This is a genomic window from Mycolicibacterium celeriflavum (assembly GCF_010731795.1).
In the GTDB taxonomy this organism is placed as follows: Bacteria; Actinomycetota; Actinomycetes; order Mycobacteriales; family Mycobacteriaceae; genus Mycobacterium; species Mycobacterium celeriflavum.
Window position 1 is genome coordinate 4402582 of sequence record NZ_AP022591.1, and the last position, 15950, is coordinate 4418531.

Consider the following 15950-nt stretch of genomic DNA (forward strand, 5'->3'; position numbering starts at 1 on the left):
TGGCTATCCTGAAGGGCAATCGCCGACGCTGCACCCCCGCGTGGCGCACGCACTCAACCCCGCAAGAGGAGACCCGATCATGGCTGTGCCCAAGCGCAGGATGTCGCGCGCGAACACCCGTAGCCGGCGTGCGCAGTGGAAGGCCAAGCGCACCGAACTGGTCGGCGTGAACGTCGCCGGCCAGCAGCACAAGGTGCCGCGTCGGCTGCTCAAAGCCGCCCGCCTGGGCCTGATCGACCTCGACCGCCGCTAGCGCTCTGGCTCCATTGCCGGCCGCGCCGGCGGCGCACCTCTCAGGTCACTCTCAGAGAGGGGGGCGACACTGTGGCTGTGCGCATTCTTGTCGTTGATGATGACCGCGCGGTGCGCGAGTCGCTGCGCCGTTCGCTCTCCTTCAACGGTTACTCCGTCGAACTGGCTCAGGACGGCGTCGAGGCACTGGACCTGATCGCCAGTGATCGGCCCGACGCCCTGGTGCTCGATGTGATGATGCCGCGGTTGGACGGCCTCGAGGTGTGTCGCCAGTTGCGTAGCACCGGCGACGACCTGCCGATCCTGGTGTTGACGGCGCGGGACTCGGTCTCCGAGCGCGTCGCGGGCCTCGATGCCGGTGCCGACGACTACCTACCGAAGCCGTTCGCCCTCGAGGAACTCCTGGCTCGCATGCGGGCGCTGCTGCGCCGCACCGGGCCCGAAGACGACGGCGCCGAGTCGGCCGCCATGACGTTCTCCGATCTTTCGCTCGACCCCGTCACCCGCGAGGTCACCCGGGGTCAACGCCCGATCAGCCTGACCCGCACCGAGTTCGCGCTGCTCGAGATGCTCATCGCCAACCCCCGCCGGGTGCTTACCCGCAGTCGCATCCTCGAAGAGGTGTGGGGATTCGACTTCCCGACCTCCGGCAACGCCCTCGAGGTGTACGTCGGCTATTTGCGCCGCAAGACCGAAGCCGAAGGAGAGCCGCGACTGATCCACACCGTGCGCGGGGTGGGTTATGTGCTGCGCGAAACGCCTCCCTGATGTCCGCACCGAGTTACGGGTCTGCCCCCCAACCTGATTCGCGTTATCCGCAGTCGAGAACGAGTTCGGTGTCGCTGCGGTGGCGCGTGATGCTGCTGGCGATGTCGATGGTGGCGATGGTCGTGGTGCTGATGGCGGTGGCGGTTTGGGCGGTGGTGTCCCGCGCGCTCTACGACGACGTCGACAACCAACTGCGCACCCGGGCCCGTCTGCTGATCGAGAGCGGATCGCTGCAGGCCGACCCGAGCAAGGCGATCGAGGGCACCGCGTACTCGGACGTCAACGCGATGCTGGTGATCCCCGGCCGGGCCATCTTCACGGCCAACCAGCAGGGGCAGACGCTGCCGCTGGGCGAACCCGAGAAGGCGGTGCTGCGCGGAGACCTGATCATGTCGCTGCGCACGGCCGACCATCAGCGGGTGCTGGCGATGCATCTGTCCAACGACAGCTCACTGTTGATCTCCAAGAGCATGGTGCCGACCGCACAACTGCTCCGGCGCCTCAGCACGGTGCTGATGATCGTCGGCGGAGTCGGTGTTGCGGTGGCCGCCATCGCCGGTGGTGCTGTCGCGCGTGCGGGCCTGCGACCCGTGGCACGGTTGACCGAAGCCGCCGAACGGGTGGCGCGCACCGACGACCTGCGGCCGATTCCGGTGTTCGGCAGCGACGAACTCGCCCGCCTCACCGAGGCGTTCAACATGATGTTGCGTGCGCTGGCGGAGTCCCGGGAACGCCAAGCCCGCCTGGTCACCGATGCCGGGCACGAACTGCGCACACCGCTGACGTCGTTGCGCACCAATGTCGAACTGCTGATGGCGTCGATGGCCCCCGGTGCGCCGCGGTTGCCGGAGGAGGAGATGGCGGATCTGCGCGCCGACGTGATCGCCCAGATCGAGGAACTGTCGACATTGGTCGGCGATCTGGTTGACCTGACGCGCGACGACGCGAGCGTCACCGTGCATGAATCGGTCGACGTCGCCGAGATCGTGGACCGGTCGCTGGAACGAGTTCGCCGCCGCCGCAACGACATCGACTTCGAGACGGCGACTACTTCGTGGGTCGTCTACGGCGACGAGGCGGGGTTGGGTCGCGCCGTGCTCAACCTGCTCGACAACGCCGCGAAGTGGAGCCCGCCGGGCGGCCGGGTGGTGGTGCGCCTGCACCAGGTCGATCCCATGTACGCCGAGTTGGTCGTCTCCGACTACGGCCCCGGCATTCCGCCTCAGGAGCGGTCGCTGGTGTTCGAGCGCTTCTACCGGTCGACGACGGCGCGGTCGATGTCCGGCTCGGGCCTCGGGTTGGCGATCGTCAAACAGGTTGTGCTCAAGCACGGTGGTTCGCTGCGCATCGAGGACACCGTGCCCGGCGGCAATCCACCGGGCACGTCGGTGCACGTGGTGCTGCCGGGGCGGCCCACGCTGGAAGTTTCCCCCGAGCGCAGCGTGCCCCGACACGCGCCCGCCGAGTAGCCCCGTGGCGGGTCCCCATCGACGATGATTGACCTCGGCGGGAAAAGGGGACGAATTTGGGTGTGTCCCGAACGTTCTCTAAGTGGATTCTCAGCCCGACTGGGCACTGTTGACCATGCGTCCAGCGTTGTGCAGATATCGGACCCCAGAAGAAAAGGAACAGCCCGAGCGACATGACGAACCACCCGAGGTACTCGCCGCCCCCGCCGCCCGGCCGTCGACCGATCGGTCCTGAGCATGCCGCGCCCGGCTACCCGGGTGCCGCCCAGCGCCCCGGCGCGTACCCGCAGCAGCCGTATGACTGGCGTTACACAACCCAACAGCATGCGACCCAGCAGCACACACCCCAACAGTATTTCCGTGCGCCCTACGACCCCTACCGCGGCGCGCCACAGCCGCTAGCCGGCCAGTCGCCGCAAAAGCGTTCTCGCGCAGGCGCTTTGACCGCCGGCGCAGTGGCAATCGCGGTGGTCTCCGCCGGCATCGGCGGCGGGACGGCGCTGCTGGTGCAGCCGGACGGGCAGTCGGCGACCTCGTCGATCGGTGGGGCCGCGCCCAGCGTGCCCGCCGCCAGCCTGCCGTCGGGCACCGTCGAACAGGTCGCCGCGAAAGTGGTGCCCAGCGTGGTGAAGCTCGAGACCGACATGGGCCGGGCGTCCGAAGAGGGCTCCGGGGTCATCCTGTCCTCCGACGGCTTGATCCTGACCAACAACCACGTGGTCTCGGCCGCTCAGGCCGCCCCGGGCGGCGGTCCCGCCGGTGGGCCGACCAAGGTCACCTTCTCCAACGGTCGCACCACCTCGTTCACCGTCGTCGGCACCGACCCGAGCAGCGACATCGCGGTGGTGAAAGCGCAGGGCGTATCGAATCTGACCCCGATCGCCATCGGATCGTCTTCGGACCTGCGGGTCGGTCAGGACGTGATCGCTGTCGGCTCGCCACTGGGCCTGGAGGGCACCGTGACCACGGGCATCATCAGCGCGCTGAACCGGCCCGTCGCCGCGAGCGGAGATGCCCGCAATCAGAACACCGTGCTCGACGCGATCCAGACCGACGCGGCGATCAACCCCGGCAACTCCGGGGGCGCGCTGGTCAACATGAACGCAGAGCTGATCGGCATCAACTCGGCGATCGCCACGCTGGGGGCCGACGCTGGACCACAGGCGCAGAGCGGTTCGATCGGCCTGGGTTTCGCGATCCCGGTCGACCAGGCCAAACGAATCGCCGACGAGCTGATCAAGAACGGCACCGCCGCACACGCCTCGCTGGGTGTGCAGGTGGGCACCGACGCATCGATCGACGGCGCGCGCATCGTCGAGGTCGTCGATGGTGGGGCCGCCGCCGCGGCAGGCCTGCCGAGCGGAGTGGTGGTCACGAAGGTCGACGACCGGGTGATCAGCAGCGCCGACGCGCTCGTCGCGGCCATCCGGTCGCGGGCGCCGGGGGACAAGGTCACATTGTCGTACTTGGACCCGTCGGGTAAAACGCGGTCGGTCCAGGTCACGCTCGGTAAGGCTCAGCAGTGACGCCGACCGGCACGATCCCGCTGAGAGTGGCCGCGCCCCTGTCGCCGTCCACATATACGGTTGCACTCATGGAACAGCCAGGGGAGTTGGTGGGCCGCGCACTGGTCGTCGTGGTCGATGACCGCACCGCACACGGCGACGAGGAGGACCACAGCGGTCCGCTGGTCACAGAGTTGCTCAACGAGGCGGGATTCGTCGTCGACGGGGTCGTCGTGGTGTCCTCCGACGAGGTCGAGATCCGCAATGCGCTCAACACCGCGGTGATCGGCGGGGTGGACCTGGTGGTGTCCGTCGGCGGCACCGGTGTCACCCCCCGCGACGTCACTCCCGAAGCCACCCGCGACATCCTCGACCGGGAACTGCTCGGAATATCCGAGGCGCTGCGGGCCTCCGGATTGTCCGCAGGCATGATCGACGCCGGAGTGTCGCGGGGGCTCGCCGGCATCTCCGGCAGCACGCTTGTGGTCAACCTCGCCGGTTCCCGCGCCGCGGTGCGCGACGGCATGGCGACGCTCAATCCGCTGGCGATCCAGATCATCGGCGACCTGTCCAGCCTGGAAATCTGAACTGGCTGCGCTCCCGATGGCGCTAAATGTGATCTTCATCACAAAAGTGGCGAATTGTGACTGAACCGTCGAAACGAAATCGCGACGCCCTCGACGACGTCTTCGGCGAGGATCTACCGCAGACCTCCGCCGACGAGCGCGATACTCCGTCGGCCGACGATGAAGCCGAACGCGATCGCTGGTTACGGGAAAACCTTCCGCCGCACCACCTTTGACACACCGTGCCGGCGCAGGGCCGAGCACCGTCAAGCCGGCTACCGAGCCGCGGCCGTGACCCGCAAAGGCGCAGATCCGGGCGCCGATGTTACGCCCAGGTAACCGCATGTCACAGCGCCACTGCGTGACGCCTGAGTAAATATCGGCGGGCCGGTAACGTCCCGTACACCTGCTGCGATCTCACGTTGCCGGGCTGGTACGCGACCGTTAAGTTTCCTCGTGCCGAGAGTGAGCAGCATGTGTGGCAGCAGCAGGGCCACGCACGGACAACAGAGCACGGTGAGCCCATGGCTGACCGCCGACGTAGCTAGGGAGAACATGAAGGTTTTCAGTCGGGTGCTGATTGCGATGGTGGCGGCTGTCGCGTCGTTGTTCGTGGGCACGGGCACCTCGCATGCGGGGCTGGATAACGAGGTGAGTTTGGTCGACGGTCAGGACCGGACGTTGACGATTCAGCAGTGGGACACCTTCCTCAACGGGGTGTTTCCCCTTGATCGCAACCGGCTGACCCGCGAGTGGTTTCATAGTGGCCGCGCGAAGTACATCGTGGCGGGCCCCGGCGCCGATGAGTTCGAGGGCACGTTGGAGTTGGGTTATCAGATCGGCTTCCCGTGGTCGCTGGGCGTGGGCATCAACTTCAGCTACACCACCCCGAACGTCCTGTTCGACCAGGCGCCGCCGAACCTCGACCCCAGCGCGGGCTTCCTCACCACACCGAACTTCTTCCCGGGCGCGTCGATCAGCGCCGACCTCGGCAACGGTCCGGGCATTCAAGAGGTCGCAACGTTCTCGGTGGACGTCGCGGGTGCCAATGGCGGTGTGGCGGTGTCCAACGCGCACGGCACGGTGACCGGTGCGGCCGGTGGTGTGTTGTTGCGTCCGTTCGCCCGGCTCATCTCCTCGGCCGGCGACAGTGTCACCACCTACGGCGAGCCCTGGAACATGAACTGAGCGCTCTCCCGAGCAACAAGACAGCCCCCGGACCCGTCCGGGGGCTGACCTTTTGTCGTCTGTGAGTTGGCCGCGAAGTTGCCGGTTGGTAAACAATAAATCTAATTTGCTGGTGATCTTGATCACTTCCGGTCACCGAGCCGCAACCACGTACTCCCGCTGCCTGTTCGCCGGTAACGCCGCGGTACATGACCGCCCGTTGCCGGCCAACGTCAAAACACCAGCCTGACACGTTGTGACATGCGCAGCCTCGTATCGAATCTTCTTGTCGCAAGTGTTAATCGCGCGACGATTCAAGATCGGCAAATGATCCTCCGCAGCGTTGCACGCTGAAATTCGATCGTCCGCTCGCGTTGCCGGTTCAGATCGGCGCCGTTATGTTCCTCGTGTCAACGGATGAGCGAGACGTACGAGCATCATGTGAGGTCTCATTTGCTGCGCATGTGCGCATACGTCGCGCGGTGGCGGTTGCGCCGGCACGGACTGACAACAGTTGCGGGCCTACAGGGGGCGCGCATCGACAAGCTAGGGAGAACATGAAGGTATTCAGTCGGGTGCTGATTGCGATGGTGGCGGCTGTCGCGTCGTTGTTCGTGAGCACTGGCACCTCTCATGCGGGGCTGGATAACGAGTTGAGTTTGGTCGACGGTCAGGACCGGACGTTGACGATTCAGCAGTGGGACACGTTTCTCAACGGGGTGTTTCCCCTTGATCGCAACCGGCTGACCCGTGAGTGGTTCCACAGTGGCCGCGCGAAGTACGTCGTGGCCGGTGAGGGTGCCGATGAGTTCGAGGGCACGTTGGAGTTGGGTTATCAGATCGGCTTCCCGTGGTCGCTGGGCGTGGGCATCAACTTCAGCTACACCACCCCGAACGTGCTGTTCGACCAGGCGCCGCCGAACCTCGACCCCAGCGCGGGCTTCCTCACCACACCGAACTTCTTCCCGGGCGCGTCGATCAGCGCCGACCTCGGCAACGGGCCCGGTATTCAAGAGGTCGCGACGTTCTCGGTGGACGTCGCGGGTGCCAATGGCGGTGTGGCGGTGTCCAACGCGCACGGCACGGTGACCGGTGCGGCCGGTGGTGTGTTGTTGCGTCCCTTCGCCCGGCTCATCTCCTCGGCCGGCGACAGTGTCACCACCTACGGCGAGCCCTGGAACATGAACTGAGCGCTCTCCCGAGCAACAACACAGCCCCCGGACCCGTCCGGGGGCTGTGTTGTATCTGCCGTCAGGACTTGTCGGCGCTGGTCGTCTTTGCGGTGTCGGGATCGGGGCCGGTACCTGGGCCTGCGCTGTGCGCTCCCGACGACGAGCCGTTCGTCTCGGCGAGGATATTGCGGATCTCGGTCAGCAGAGACAGTTCCGTGTCCTGAGCCTGCTCGACCTCACCTTTCTTGCGCAACCGGTTGTACGGCACGACGACGAGGAAGTACACCACGGCGGCGACGAGGATGAAGTTGATGGCCGCCGACACCAACACGTTGAGGTCGATGGTCTGGCCGCCGCCGATGCCGATACGCAGGATGCCGTAGTCGGATTCACCTCCCGCGCCGATGCGGCTGATCAGCGGTTCGATGATGCTCTCGGTGAACTTGGTGACCAGCGCGGTGAACGCGGTGCCGATGACCACCGCGACCGACAGGTCGACGATGTTGCCTCGGGCGAGGAATTCTTTGAAGCCCTTCAACATTGTCTCGGATCCTCCTTGCAGTGGTATTCGGTCGACAATTAGGAACGTTAGTTGCGTGGCCACCGACCAGGGGCGAAACGCCCGTACAGCCCCCTCAGTGCAGGGTGAGCGCGACCGCCTGCACCAACGTCGCGGCGGCCACGTCATTGGCGGCGTGAGCGGGCAGCGCCACCAGCACCACCCGGTCCGTCGCGCCACCGCCCACCCCCGTGGGCTTCTCGGACACCAGCACGACGACCGCGTCGGTCGCGACAACCTTTGGCCGAGCGTCGGATTCGGGGCCGGCGGCCAGCACGTCGACGACGTCGCCGGGACGGATCAGATCGAGTACCGCGGTCTCCTCGAGCGACAGCGGCACGATGCGCGCCGTCGGGCCCACCGTCGCTTCGGCGAGCCGCGGGCTCAACATGCGGACGTCGGTGATCGCCTCGCCTCGGCGGGCGGGACCGGCCAGTGTCGCACCGACCACGGCTGTGATGTCTGTCTGAAGGCCATCGGGAATCGTTGCAGCACTGAGCGTTTCAAGCCGGACATCGTCGACGGTCAGTTCGCGGCCCGGGCTCAGGTCGCGTGCGGCGACGACGGCGTCGACGCGCTCGTCGTCAGGATCGGGGCGCAGGGCCGCTACGGCGGCGAGCACCACCAGCCCGCCCGCGGCAACCCGACGGGCCAGGACCGTGCGAGTCCAGTCGGGCCGCAGCAACTCGGTGAGCCGATGGATCGGCAACGGATTGAGTGTGTCCCCCATGCCGCCAAGTTAGGCAGCGCGGGAGGCCGGTGGGCGAGATGAACGCTCGCCTGTGGATAACCCTGCGTCAGCTCGACGCGGCGGCCGCTGCGGGGGAAGTCGATGAACTCGAACTCTTCCCGGAGTCGCTCGAACTCGACGAACCGGCGCTCGACTTGTCCGACGACGACTTGTCGGACGACGGGCTGGACCCCGAGGCGCCACTGGATCCGTTACCGGACCCGTTCGACGAACTCTTGGCGGATTCGCGGCTGTCGGTGCGGTAGAAGCCGCTGCCCTTGAACACAACTCCCACGTTGCCGAAGAGCTTGCGCAGGCGGCCGTTGCACTTGCCGCAGGTGGTCAGCGAGGCATCGCTGAACGCCTGGACCGCGTCGAACCTGTCGTCGCACTCGGTGCACGCATAGGAATAGGTAGGCACGAAACCCTCCGTGGTGGTCAAAACTGCTTAGCACTCTACCGGCTCAAGTGCTAGAACCGCTACGTGGCGAAACCCATTCCCGGCCCGTCGGGCGTGCCGAGGGCCACCAGCCCGAGCCGGGGCGTGAGCGCGTGGGTCATCGACACGTCGTGGGGTTCGGCGGGTAGCCGGTCGACGAGTTCGTCGTCGCGCACGACCGCAACAAGCCGCGCCGACGGCGACGCCGACGGCAGGGACCGGTCGTAGAAACCCGCGCCGCGGCCCAACCGAACCCCCCGCCGGTCGACCGAAAGCGCCGGCACCAGCAGCGTCACCGCGTCACCGACCGCTTCGGCCGTCAGCCACGGCTCGGCCGGCTCACGAAGGCCGAATGGCGCCTGCCGCAATTCGCCGGGAACGTATTCACCCCATTGCAGCGGCAGCGGACTGCCCGCGGTGTCGAGTCGCGCCACCGGCAGCAGCACCCGGACACCGCGCCGATACAGGGAATCAACCAGCTCGAGTGAACCCGGTTCGGCCTCGACCGGAACGTAAGCGCAGACGGTCTGCCCGGCCGCGGCGAGCGTCGTCGCATGCTCGGCCAGCGCACGCGCTTCGGCGTCGTGCTCATGCGTGGAAACTGCCCGGCGGGACGACAGGATCGCCGCGCGCAGATCCGCTTTCGTCGCGCTCACGGTGTCCTTTCCCAATCGCTTCCCAATCGCTGCGAACCACCCGGCCTCGACAGGTTCAACCTGCCCAAGGGAGGTTAATGTGTGAACGATGACAAGGCCTGAAGTACCGATCCCGTACACGGCGGTGGTTCCGGCGGCGGGGCTGGGCACGCGGTTCCTCCCCGCCACCAAGACGGTTCCCAAAGAACTGCTGCCCGTCGTCGACACCCCCGGCATCGAGCTCGTCGCCGCGGAAGCCGCCGAGGCGGGCGCGGAGCGTCTGGTCATCGTCACTTCCGAGGGCAAGGACGGGGTCGTCGCACACTTCGTCCAGGATCTGGTGCTCGAGGGCACGCTGGAAGCGCGCGGCAAGAAGTCGATGCTGGAGAAGGTGCGCCGCGCGCCCGCGCTGATCAAGGTCGAATCGGTGGTGCAGGCCGAACCGCTGGGCCTCGGCCACGCGGTCAGCTGCGTGGAACCCTCGCTGTCGTCGGACGAGGACGCGATCGCCGTGCTGCTGCCCGACGACCTCGTGTTGCCCACCGGCGTCCTCGAGACGATGTCGAAAGTACGTGCCAAACGCGGCGGTTCGGTGCTCTGTGCGATCGAGGTACCGGGCGACGAGATCAGCGCCTACGGCGTTTTCGACGTCGAGCCGGTCGCCGACACCAACAATCCGAACGTCTTACGCGTCAAGGGCATGTACGAGAAGCCGAAGCCCGAGGATGCGCCGTCGCCGTACGCTGCGGCCGGCCGTTATGTGCTGGACCGGGCCATCTTCGATGCGCTGCGGCGGGTCCCGCGTGGGGCGGGCGGCGAGATCCAGCTGACCGACGCCGTCGCGCTGCTCATCAACGAGGGGCATCCAGTCCATGTGGTTGTGCACCGCGGCTCTCGACACGACCTCGGAAATCCCGGCGGCTACCTCAAGGCTGCGGTTGACTTTGCATTGAAGCGCGACGACTACGGGCCGGAACTCCGGCGGTGGTTGGTGGAGCGATTGGGGCTGGTCGACTGCTGAGAGCCCTAACGCGTAGATAGGGGTGCAGTGCGTTCGGTCGAGGAACAGCAGGCACGGGTTGCGGCTGCGGCGGTGGCGCCGCGACCGGTCAGGGTGGCGATTGCCGAAGCGCAGGGCTTGATGTGCGCCGAGGAGGTCGTCACCGAGCGTCCGTTGCCCGGTTTCGACCAGGCCGCGATCGACGGGTACGCGGTCCGCAGCGTCGACGTGCTCGGGGTCGGTGATGCCGGGGAGAGCGAGGAGTCCGCCGACGGCGAGGTGAGCCTGCCGGTGATGGGCGTCATCGAGGCAGGCGCCCGGACGCCGAGTCGGCTGCAGCCGCGCCAGGCGGCGCGTGTGCAGACCGGCGCCCCGATGCCGACGCTCGCCGACGCGGTGCTGCCGTTGCGCTGGACCGACGGCGGTGATGCGCGGGTGCGGGTGCTGCGCGGGGTGCGGTCGGGCGCCTACGTCCGTCGCACCGGAGACGACGTGCAACCCGGCGACGTCGCGGTGCGGGCGGGCACGATCATCGGCCCGGCACAGGTCGGTCTGCTGGCCGCCGTCGGACGCGAACGCGTGTTGGTGCATCCGCGGCCGCGACTGTCGGTGATGTGCGTCGGTGGTGAACTCGTCGACATCTCGCGGACTCCCGGCAACGGTCAGGTCTACGACGTCAACTCCTATGCGCTGGCCGCGGCGGGCCGTGACGCCGGCGCGGAGGTGAACCGGGTCGGCATCGTGGACACCGATCCCAAGCGGCTGCGTGAGGTCGTCGAGGGCCAGATCAACCGCGCCGAGGTGGTGGTGATCGCCGGTGCGGTCGGCGGGGCGGCCGCCGAGGCGGTCCGCTCGGTGCTCGCCGAGTTGGGCGAGATGGAGGTGACGCGCATCGCGATGCACCCCGGTTCCGTGCAGGGCTTCGGTCAGCTCGGCCGCGACGGCGTGCCGGTTTTCCTGCTGCCCGCCAACCCGGTCAGCGCGCTGGTGGTGTTCGAGGTGATGGTGCGTCCGCTGATTCGGCTGTCGCTGGGCAAACGGCAGGCCCACCGGCGGATCGTGCAGGCCCGTGCGCTGTCGCCGATCGAGTCGGTGGCCGGGCGCAAGGGGTATCTGCGTGGCCAGCTGATGCGGGATCAGGACACCGGTGAGTATCTCGTGCAGGCGCTCGGCGGAGCCCCGGGCGCGTCGCATCTGCTGGCGACGCTGGCGGAGGCGAACTGTCTGGTCGTCGTGCCCACCGAGGCCGAGCAGGTCCGCACCGGCGAGATCGTCGACGTCGCATTCCTGGCTCAACGCGGCTGACTCGCCCGGCGTGTCGACGTGAACCTGTGGCGTTCGGATTCTCTGCATCCCGGATGGCCGCAGCCTGCCGGTCCGCTGCGGGTGGCCGCCGGGGTGGTGCGGTTGCGCCCGGTGCGGCTGCGTGACGGCGCACAGTGGAGCCGCATGCGGCTGGCCGAACGTGCCCACCTCGAGCGGTGGGAACCGGCCACCGGCGTGGACTGGGCGACGCGGCACGCGATCACGTCATGGCCAGCGGTGTGTTCGGGGCTGCGTTCGGAGGCCCGCAGAGGCCGGATGCTGCCCTACACAATCGAGTTGGACGGCCAGTTCGCCGGGCAGCTGACTATCGGAAACGTGACGCACGGCGCCCTTCGGTCCGCGTGGATCGGGTACTGGGTGGCCAAGGCGGTCAACGGCGGCGGGGTGGCGACCGCCGCGCTCGCGTTGGGCGTGGACCACTGCTTCGGGCCGGTGCGACTGCACCGCGTGGAAGCCACCGTGCGGCCGGAGAACGCGGCGAGCCGCGCGGTGCTCGCGAAGGTCGGCTTCCGGGAGGAAGGGCTGTTGCGCCGGTATCTGGAGGTCGACGGCGCCTGGCGCGATCACTTGCTGGTGGCCATCACGATCGAGGAGCTCAACGGGTCGGCGGCCGCGGCGCTGGTGCGGCAGGGCCGCGCGGGCTGGGCATAGCTTCAGTGGTTTTCGCCGGCCTGTCGCCTGGTTTCGCAAGACGTTTGTGTGCTTTTCGCGAGATCTACAGGAGGGCTGTGCCGCGAGCAATACAGCGACCCTGGTGTAGCTCTCGCGGCTCGAGACAAGGAACCCGCTGTTACCAATGTGACATTTGTTACTGGTGGTGCTTGTCATGCGCGAATTACAGGTGTGTAATTGTCTCGGCGCGCCGCCCACGGATGCGCAGGTCACAGACCTAGCCTTTACGGGGAAAGGAGCAGGCGACATGCCAAGCATCCCCCAATCACTTCTGTGGATATCTCTCGTCGTCCTCTGGCTCTTCGTGCTTGTGCCGATGCTGATCAGCAAGCGCGACACGGTGCGCCGCACCAGCGACGTCGCGTTGGCGACGCGCGTGCTCAACAGTGGTCGCAAAGCACGACTGCTGAGGCGCCACGGCCCGGCAGCCGGCCACGCCAGCGATCCGGACTGGCGACCGTCCGACGACGACGTCGATGACGAGATCGAAGAGGAACCCGTGGGCCGTTCGGTGGTACGCGCCGCGGTCGTCGAGAGTGAGCACAGCGAGGAACCCGACTACCTCGACGTCGATGTCGTCGGTGAGGACTCGGGCGCGCTGCCGATCGGTGAGTCGGACCGGCAGGTGGCCGAAAACGAAGAGCTGACACTGCAATTCGATGAGTCGGCCGAGGAAGTCGACCCCGTCGACGAGGAAACCGACGAAGAAGCCGTCGACGAGGCGGTCGCGCCCGAACCTGAAGCCGACGACTCGCACGATGATGAGTACGAGTACGTCGACGATTCGTCCGGCCTGGAGGCGCCGTCGGAGGCCGACCTGCAGATGGCCGACTCGCTGTCGGCAGCGCGGCAGCGCCGGTACGAGTCGAAGACGGCCGCCGTGGTGAGCGAGCGCAAGTACAAATTCCGCAAGCGGATGCTGACGGCGATGGGGGTGCTGTTGGTGGGCTCGGCGGTCGCGGCGTACACGGCGAGCCCCGGACTGTGGTGGCTGTGCGGCGCGGTCGGCGCGGTCACGGTGCTGTACCTGGGCTATCTGCGCCGCCAGACGCGCATCGAGGAGCGGTTGCGCCGCAGGCGGGCCCAGCGCATCGCTCGCTCGCGGCTGGGTGTGGAGAACACCGACGACCGTGAGTTCGACGTGGTGCCGTCGCGGCTGAGACGGCCCGGTTCGGTGGTGCTGGAGATCGACGACGAGGATCCGATCTTCGAACATCTCGACTACGCGCCGTTCGCGCGGCACTTCGACCTGCCGCGGGCCGCGGGCCAGTAGACCGGTCACAGCCGTCGATTTTCGGCGGCCCTCCGACGGCTGGTAGCCTGCTACCGGTACCAGGGGCTATGGCGCAGTTGGTAGCGCGACTCGTTCGCATCGAGTAGGTCAGGGGTTCGATTCCCCTTAGCTCCACCAAGTTCGAACACGTCAGAACGCCTCGCTACTGCCCGGCACGCAGCGCTGCCGTGACATCGGCGTACATGGTCGATTTGATTGCGCCCAGTGTGCCTGCATCTTTGCCGAGGATCGGTTGGAGTCGGGCTGCAGCGGCGTTGACGACTTCGGTTTCGGCCGCGGTGTCGTCCACGAGCGCGGCGCGCAGAGCTTCGTGCCCGCCGTAACGGTGGCCCGTGGTCATCGCGGTGACTGCGGTCTGCGGTAACAGCTTGGCTTGAATCAATGCCGCCATGCCGACGGTGAAGGGAATGTGGATGTCGACCTCTGGGAAACAGAAGTAGCCACGGTCGTCGCGCATGACGCGGTAGTCGTGGGCGATGGCGAGCATCGAGCCCGCGCCGAAGGCATGCCCGTTCACGGCGGCGACGGTGGGCAGCGGAAGCGTCAGCACACGGCTGAACAGCTCCTGGACTCGACCGACATACCACTGGGTCCGTTCACCGTTCGCCATGAGCCAGTCGAGATCCAGGCCGTTGGAGTAGAACTTTCCCAATCCGGTGGTGATGAGCGCGTGCGCGTCCTTCTCGACCTCGTCGAGTCGTGCGTTGACTGCATCGAGCCAGTCCGGCGAGAAACGGTTCTCGTCATCGCCGAGCGTCAGCACGGCGATCTTGTCGCGATATTCCAGTGTCGGTGCCATGTAAGTCCTTTCGCGGGTGTGCGGTGGTCAAGGTTTGGCCGGCGGAATCGTCAGTACGGCGCACACCGCTGCAGCGAGCCGGTCGCGTGCGGCAGCGCCGCCGTGGCGACCGCCACGCAGCAGCAGCGCGGTGGGCAACTCGACGATGCAGACACGGATCAGCTCGACGGCTCGCTTGTCCTTGCGGTCCCACAGGCTGCGCGACAGGCGGATGAAGATGGCCGTCAGTGCTTCATCGAGCCGGCTCAGCTTCTCGGCAACGTCATCGGGAATCTCTCCCGAGCGCAGCAATTCGTCGCGGGAGACAGTGAGAAGGAACTGGGCGGAGGTGGGGTCTTGGTCGAGGAATACCGCGGGACACAGAGCGGTTGCGACGACGGCCTCCACCGCCGTTGCCTCATCGACCGGGTGATTCTCGCCGTTCAGCGCGAGGTCCACCGTATCGCGTTGGAGCACCAGGAACTTCTCGGCGGCGCGCAACCATGCCCGCCCCAACAAGCCGGCACGCGAACCAAAAGCGTGGTACAGCGCGCCGTTTGAAACAGACGTTGCTTCTGAGAGCGCGCGGATCGTCACGGCAGCAACGCCCGAGGACACCGCGAGACTCGCGGCAATGTCGAGCACGCCATCGAGGTCGTGCACGCGTGGGCGCGGCATGAGACGACCATAACAGAGCAGATGCTCTAGAACAAAGCCGCAGGTTGTCGATGTCCCTGAGGTGCATTTCTTTCGCCGTTGGCCGCAGGTCCAGCTACGCGGTCGTCGCGATCCCACCGTCGACGGGAATGATCGCGCCTGTCAGGTAAGCGCCCGCACGGCTGGCCAGAAAGACGGCGATCCCGGCCATGTCGTCGTCGCGGCCGATCCGGCGCAGCGGCGCCGACGCCGCGATCTGGTCACCGTACGCGTCGAGCGTCGCAGCCATCATTTTTGACGGAAACGGGCCCGGTGCAACGGCATTCACGGTGATGTGCTGCGGTCCGAGCTCACGGGCGAGCACGCGGGTGAGCTGATGGACGGCCGCCTTGCTGCTGCTGTAGGAGTAGGTCGGCAACTGCGGAACCCGGATGCCGTCGATGCTGCCGACGTTGATGATTCGCGCCGGATCGTCCGCGGTGCCCGCGGCGCGAAGGGCTGGCAGCAGCGCCTGGACGAGCCAGAACGGCGACTTGACGTTGAGGTCGAGCACCTTGTCCCACGCCGAATCCGGAAAACTGTCCAATGGCTCACCCCATGTCGCGCCGGCGTTGTTGACGAGGATGTGCAACGGTTCGCCGTCGCCGGCGACCTCTTCGGCCAACCGGAGGCACTCGTCGTGCCGCGAGAGGTCGGCGGGCACGGCGCGCACCTCGCCGAATTTCGACAGCTGAGCTTCGGCGTGTTGGCAACCCTCGGCCTTGCGCGAGCTGATCACCACGCAGGCGCCGGCCTGCAACAGCCCGCGCGTCATCATCGCCCCGACGCCTCTGGTGCCGCCCGTGACCAGTGCCCGCTTGCCGGTGAGGTCGAAAAGCTCCGCGTGCGTGCTCAATTGATCGTCGCTCATCGGCGCGCCTCCGTCGGGTCCGGGGTCGGCCGCCCCTGGGCGGTCCGGTTA

At 67.1% G+C, this 15950-nt stretch carries 19 protein-coding genes and 1 tRNA gene; 13 read left to right on the forward strand and 7 right to left on the reverse strand.

Translation table 11 applies throughout. The features are described from left to right. The first annotated feature begins 79 nt into the window (after positions 1-79). From rpmF to G6N18_RS21130, 8 genes are all read left to right on the forward strand, one after another. Complete coding sequence (rpmF, locus tag G6N18_RS21100; RefSeq protein ID WP_064350598.1) at positions 80-253, forward strand: 50S ribosomal protein L32; 174 nt, start codon at positions 80-82, stop codon at positions 251-253. A gap of 77 nt (positions 254-330) precedes the next feature. Beyond that, on the forward strand, positions 331-1020 hold the full coding sequence (mprA, locus tag G6N18_RS21105; RefSeq protein WP_059165988.1) for a two-component system response regulator MprA: 690 nt from the start codon (positions 331-333) through the stop codon (positions 1018-1020). Continuing rightward, positions 1020-2489 carry a HAMP domain-containing sensor histidine kinase gene (locus G6N18_RS21110; RefSeq protein WP_083004559.1) on the forward strand — a complete coding sequence of 490 codons (1470 nt, stop codon included), beginning with the start codon at positions 1020-1022 and terminating at the stop codon, positions 2487-2489. The genes mprA and G6N18_RS21110 overlap by 1 nt, the downstream gene beginning before the upstream one ends. A gap of 173 nt (positions 2490-2662) precedes the next feature. Beyond that, positions 2663-4015, forward strand: coding sequence for a S1C family serine protease (locus G6N18_RS21115; RefSeq protein WP_083004555.1), 1353 nt, complete (start codon positions 2663-2665; stop codon positions 4013-4015). Between the two features lie 20 nt (positions 4016-4035). After that, positions 4036-4581, forward strand: a complete 546-nt coding sequence (locus G6N18_RS21120) for a MogA/MoaB family molybdenum cofactor biosynthesis protein (RefSeq protein WP_179962461.1) — start codon at positions 4036-4038, stop codon at positions 4579-4581. A gap of 56 nt (positions 4582-4637) precedes the next feature. Then, positions 4638-4796 (forward strand): hypothetical protein, encoded by a 159-nt coding sequence (locus G6N18_RS24290; protein WP_165757349.1) that lies wholly within the window; start codon positions 4638-4640, stop codon positions 4794-4796. A 319-nt stretch (positions 4797-5115) separates the two neighbouring features. Continuing rightward, entirely contained in the window at positions 5116-5748 is a 633-nt protein-coding gene (locus G6N18_RS21125; protein ID WP_083004552.1) for a porin MspA, read from the forward strand. Positions 5749-6284: 536 nt separating this feature from the next. Then, entirely contained in the window at positions 6285-6917 is a 633-nt protein-coding gene (locus tag G6N18_RS21130) for a porin MspA (RefSeq protein ID WP_083004549.1), read from the forward strand. 61 nt (positions 6918-6978) lie between these two features. On the opposite strand, the gene mscL is transcribed toward G6N18_RS21130, so the two are convergent. The 4 genes from mscL to G6N18_RS21150 all read right to left on the reverse strand — a co-directional run bounded on the left by mscL (position 6979) and on the right by G6N18_RS21150 (position 9283). Then, positions 6979-7440: a large-conductance mechanosensitive channel protein MscL gene (mscL, locus tag G6N18_RS21135; protein WP_067220893.1), complete on the reverse strand. Its 462-nt coding sequence runs from the start codon at positions 7438-7440 to the stop codon at positions 6979-6981. Between the two features lie 94 nt (positions 7441-7534). Continuing rightward, the gene (locus G6N18_RS21140) at positions 7535-8188 is read right to left on the reverse strand and encodes an SAF domain-containing protein (protein ID WP_083004545.1); all 654 of its coding nucleotides are present in this window, start codon (positions 8186-8188) and stop codon (positions 7535-7537) included. 67 nt (positions 8189-8255) lie between these two features. Next, positions 8256-8609 carry an FmdB family zinc ribbon protein gene (locus G6N18_RS21145; protein ID WP_083004542.1) on the reverse strand — a complete coding sequence of 118 codons (354 nt, stop codon included), beginning with the start codon at positions 8607-8609 and terminating at the stop codon, positions 8256-8258. Positions 8610-8668: 59 nt separating this feature from the next. Then, positions 8669-9283, reverse strand: coding sequence for a 5-formyltetrahydrofolate cyclo-ligase (locus tag G6N18_RS21150; protein ID WP_109749511.1), 615 nt, complete (start codon positions 9281-9283; stop codon positions 8669-8671). Positions 9284-9371: 88 nt separating this feature from the next. On the opposite strand from G6N18_RS21150, the gene G6N18_RS21155 reads away from it, so the two are divergent. The 5 genes from G6N18_RS21155 (at position 9372) to G6N18_RS21175 (ending at position 13671) form a co-directional block, all read left to right on the forward strand. Beyond that, entirely contained in the window at positions 9372-10283 is a 912-nt protein-coding gene (locus G6N18_RS21155) for a UTP--glucose-1-phosphate uridylyltransferase (RefSeq protein ID WP_109749507.1), read from the forward strand. Between the two features lie 27 nt (positions 10284-10310). Beyond that, positions 10311-11567 carry a molybdotransferase-like divisome protein Glp gene (glp, locus tag G6N18_RS21160; protein WP_083004537.1) on the forward strand — a complete coding sequence of 419 codons (1257 nt, stop codon included), beginning with the start codon at positions 10311-10313 and terminating at the stop codon, positions 11565-11567. 18 nt (positions 11568-11585) lie between these two features. Further along, the gene (locus G6N18_RS21165; protein WP_083004533.1) at positions 11586-12239 is read left to right on the forward strand and encodes a GNAT family N-acetyltransferase; all 654 of its coding nucleotides are present in this window, start codon (positions 11586-11588) and stop codon (positions 12237-12239) included. Between the two features lie 268 nt (positions 12240-12507). Next, positions 12508-13533: a divisome protein SepX/GlpR gene (gene sepX, locus G6N18_RS21170; protein WP_083004529.1), complete on the forward strand. Its 1026-nt coding sequence runs from the start codon at positions 12508-12510 to the stop codon at positions 13531-13533. Between the two features lie 62 nt (positions 13534-13595). Beyond that, a tRNA-Ala gene (locus G6N18_RS21175) sits at positions 13596-13671 on the forward strand. Between the two features lie 25 nt (positions 13672-13696). On the opposite strand, the gene G6N18_RS21180 is transcribed toward G6N18_RS21175, so the two are convergent. From G6N18_RS21180 to G6N18_RS21190, 3 genes are all read right to left on the reverse strand, one after another. Continuing rightward, positions 13697-14353 carry an enoyl-CoA hydratase-related protein gene (locus G6N18_RS21180; RefSeq protein ID WP_083004525.1) on the reverse strand — a complete coding sequence of 219 codons (657 nt, stop codon included), beginning with the start codon at positions 14351-14353 and terminating at the stop codon, positions 13697-13699. 27 nt (positions 14354-14380) lie between these two features. After that, complete coding sequence (locus G6N18_RS21185) at positions 14381-15010, reverse strand: TetR/AcrR family transcriptional regulator (protein WP_083004522.1); 630 nt, start codon at positions 15008-15010, stop codon at positions 14381-14383. A gap of 94 nt (positions 15011-15104) precedes the next feature. Next, positions 15105-15899 carry an SDR family oxidoreductase gene (locus G6N18_RS21190; RefSeq protein ID WP_083004518.1) on the reverse strand — a complete coding sequence of 265 codons (795 nt, stop codon included), beginning with the start codon at positions 15897-15899 and terminating at the stop codon, positions 15105-15107. Positions 15900-15950: the final 51 nt, after the last annotated feature.

Coding starts and splice junctions, on each gene's coding strand:
- rpmF (WP_064350598.1), top strand. CDS start 80: ATGGCTGTGCCCAAGCGCAGGATGTCGCGCGCGAACACCCGTAGCCGG.
- G6N18_RS21110 (WP_083004559.1), top strand. CDS start 1,020: ATGTCCGCACCGAGTTACGGGTCTGCCCCCCAACCTGATTCGCGTTAT.
- G6N18_RS21115 (WP_083004555.1), top strand. CDS start 2,663: ATGACGAACCACCCGAGGTACTCGCCGCCCCCGCCGCCCGGCCGTCGA.
- G6N18_RS21125 (WP_083004552.1), top strand. CDS start 5,116: ATGAAGGTTTTCAGTCGGGTGCTGATTGCGATGGTGGCGGCTGTCGCG.
- G6N18_RS21130 (WP_083004549.1), top strand. CDS start 6,285: ATGAAGGTATTCAGTCGGGTGCTGATTGCGATGGTGGCGGCTGTCGCG.
- mscL (WP_067220893.1), bottom strand. CDS start 7,440: ATGTTGAAGGGCTTCAAAGAATTCCTCGCCCGAGGCAACATCGTCGAC.
- G6N18_RS21140 (WP_083004545.1), bottom strand. CDS start 8,188: ATGGGGGACACACTCAATCCGTTGCCGATCCATCGGCTCACCGAGTTG.
- G6N18_RS21155 (WP_109749507.1), top strand. CDS start 9,372: ATGACAAGGCCTGAAGTACCGATCCCGTACACGGCGGTGGTTCCGGCG.
- sepX (WP_083004529.1), top strand. CDS start 12,508: ATGCCAAGCATCCCCCAATCACTTCTGTGGATATCTCTCGTCGTCCTC.
- G6N18_RS21180 (WP_083004525.1), bottom strand. CDS start 14,353: ATGGCACCGACACTGGAATATCGCGACAAGATCGCCGTGCTGACGCTC.
- G6N18_RS21185 (WP_083004522.1), bottom strand. CDS start 15,010: ATGCCGCGCCCACGCGTGCACGACCTCGATGGCGTGCTCGACATTGCC.
- G6N18_RS21190 (WP_083004518.1), bottom strand. CDS start 15,899: ATGAGCGACGATCAATTGAGCACGCACGCGGAGCTTTTCGACCTCACC.